Genomic DNA, 2163 nt, shown 5'->3' with positions numbered 1-2163 from the left:
CAGGGCGAAGATCTGCTGACCCGACCGGCGGGCCGGGGGCTTGCTCATGATGCGGGTCCTGCTCAACTCTGCTCCAGGTAAGAGGAATTGATGGAGGGTGGCAGCGGCCACCCGTCGACGGTCGGGCGGTAGGCGTTCCCGGGTGCGACCTCCACGAAGATGCGCTCGGCGGATCGCTGCCCTCAGAGCCGGTGAAGTCCGCTACAAATTGGTGGAGTTGAAACCGATTCTCGGGATTCCGCGTGTGACACACGAGACCTCCGCCGGTTGCTCTGTGCTCCCGGTGCATCACCGGGCGTAGCCATAGTGGCCCCTCTCCCGCTACGATCGGAACTCAATCTGAATCTTGAAGTTGATGCTCGGCAAGTAGGCGAAGATCAGTGAACATCAAAGAGCTTGATCCAACATCAGGTCCATGGGCACCCTTCGGGGTGCAACTTCGCAGGTCACGTAAGGCTGCTGGCCTCACGCAAGCCCAGCTGGCCAGGCGCTTGGGGGTCGATCCCTCCTACGTCTCCTACGCTGAACTTGCTCCTCCTGGCCGGACCCCGCCAAGCGAGAAGTTCGCACGTGATGCCGATCGGGTGCTTGAGACGGGCGGAACCCTGCTGCTGATGTGGCTCCAGGCCAAGCACTCGGCCTTGCTGGAGGGCTTTCCCGAGTACGCGGCCAATGAGACGCGGGCCAGTGAGATCCGGATCTTCGAACTCGGCATCATCCCCGGCTTGCTCCAAACGAAGTCCTATGCAGCGGCTCTTGCAAGGGCAGATGTTCGTCGAAGGGACATCACTCCCAAGCAAGCAGAAGAGAGGCTGACCTTTCTGTTCGCACGACAGGAGGCCCTGGCGCGACGTGATCCGCCGCTCATCCATGCCGTCATGGACGAGAGCTGCCTCCGGCGGATCATCGGTGGCCCCGAGGTCATGCGGGAACAGCTTGCGCAACTTGAACAGCTCTACGAACAGGGGCGTGTGGTACTTCAGGTAGCGCCGTTCAGCATGGGAGAGCACAGGCCGTTCGCCCTGCCCATGCGGCTGCTGACGCTCCCCGATGGCTCCCTGTTTGGCTACTCTGAGTCTGAGGGGCGAGGGCACGTTGAACGTGATGACGACAGGCTCCGCGACTGGCGTAGGAGATACGATCGCCTCCAGGTAGGGGCGCTGGCCGAGTCGGCGACCCTCGAATTGATACTCCACGCTCGGAAGGACTCTCATGGCTGATTTCGACTTGACTACCGCTTCGTGGGTGAAGTCGACGTACAGCCAGCAAGGCGGCGACTGCCTTGAGGTTGCGCGTGGCTCTCGTGCATTGATGCCGGTCCGTGACTCCAAGGATCCTCAGGGCCCGGCTCTCGTCTTCCCGGCCGAGGCCTGGGTGTCGTTCGTTGCCGCTGTTCTTAGCGGCGAGTTCGGCGAGGTCTGAGCCTCCGCCCGGCCCCCGCAGGCCCGGACCGCTCCCCGGTCCGGGCCTGCGCCGTGCCGGCTCGGACGTCACGCCGGCCCGCCGCCCCCGCCCGGAGCGGAAGCCAGCACCGTCCGCCCACCGGGTGGTGCTGAACGGCTGCGAACCGGACGTCACCACGCTCCGCAACGGCCGCCCCCGCTGACAGACCTCGCCGCCGACAACGAACAGAACCTGACGTTCGCGGACCGCCTAAGCGAATCTCACCCGTCGAAACCGCCAGTTTGAGGTCCTTATGTCCCAGGCGCTCGACCCGCAGGCGTCGCGGTCATACTTGCAGGCAACCCTGACGAACAGTGCGAGTTGGGGATAACTGAGAGGATGACCATGCACGACGGCACCACCCTCGACCAGGGCGGCTACAGCTGGGCCAAGTCCAGCTACTCGGCCGGTGAGAACGGCAACTGCGTCGAGGTCGGCCGGACCCCGGCCGGCATCATCCCGGTTCGCGACACCAAGCAGCACCGGCGCGGCCCTGTCCTGGAGTTCACCCCCGCGGCGTTCCAGGCGTTCCTTGACGCCGTCAAAGCACATGAGTTCCCGGTTCAGCTGTAACGGGTGAATGACGGATGGGTGGGCCCTGGCGAATCAGCCGCCGGGGCCCACCCATCTTCTTGCATACCACCTAGTAGGGCTTGGTCAGGTCGGCGCGGTGGTGGCGTGTCCTGGGGAGTGGGTGGCGCGTTGTTGGTGTGTGACACC

The 2163-nt window shown here is 64.4% G+C and carries 3 protein-coding genes; all 3 read left to right on the top strand.

Translation table 11 applies throughout. The annotated features are described in order from the left end of the window. The first annotated feature begins 380 nt into the window (after nucleotides 1–380). Nucleotides 381–1220 (top strand): Scr1 family TA system antitoxin-like transcriptional regulator, encoded by an 840-nt coding sequence (locus ACIQOV_RS38540; RefSeq protein WP_401055451.1) that lies wholly within the window; start codon nucleotides 381–383, stop codon nucleotides 1218–1220. Beyond that, on the top strand, nucleotides 1213–1422 hold the full coding sequence (locus ACIQOV_RS38535; RefSeq protein WP_401055449.1) for a DUF397 domain-containing protein: 210 nt from the start codon (nucleotides 1213–1215) through the stop codon (nucleotides 1420–1422). Before ACIQOV_RS38540 ends, ACIQOV_RS38535 begins: the two co-directional genes overlap by 8 nt. Nucleotides 1423–1782: 360 nt before the next feature. Then, nucleotides 1783–2016 carry a DUF397 domain-containing protein gene (locus tag ACIQOV_RS38530; RefSeq protein ID WP_401055446.1) on the top strand — a complete coding sequence of 78 codons (234 nt, stop codon included), beginning with the start codon at nucleotides 1783–1785 and terminating at the stop codon, nucleotides 2014–2016. Nucleotides 2017–2163 lie beyond the last annotated feature (147 nt).

The organism is Kitasatospora sp. NPDC091257 (genome assembly GCF_044757675.1).
Taxonomy (GTDB): Bacteria; Actinomycetota; Actinomycetes; order Streptomycetales; family Streptomycetaceae; genus Kitasatospora; species Kitasatospora lactacystinica.
The sequence above is the reverse complement of the archived record's forward strand: the minus strand, read 5'-3'. Positions and strand labels throughout refer to the sequence as shown.

What these genes read in the sequence shown, in the direction of transcription:
- ACIQOV_RS38535 (WP_401055449.1), top strand. Translation starts at nt 1,213, where the DNA reads ATGGCTGATTTCGACTTGACTACCGCTTCGTGGGTGAAGTCGACGTAC.
- ACIQOV_RS38530 (WP_401055446.1), top strand. Translation starts at nt 1,783, where the DNA reads ATGACCATGCACGACGGCACCACCCTCGACCAGGGCGGCTACAGCTGG.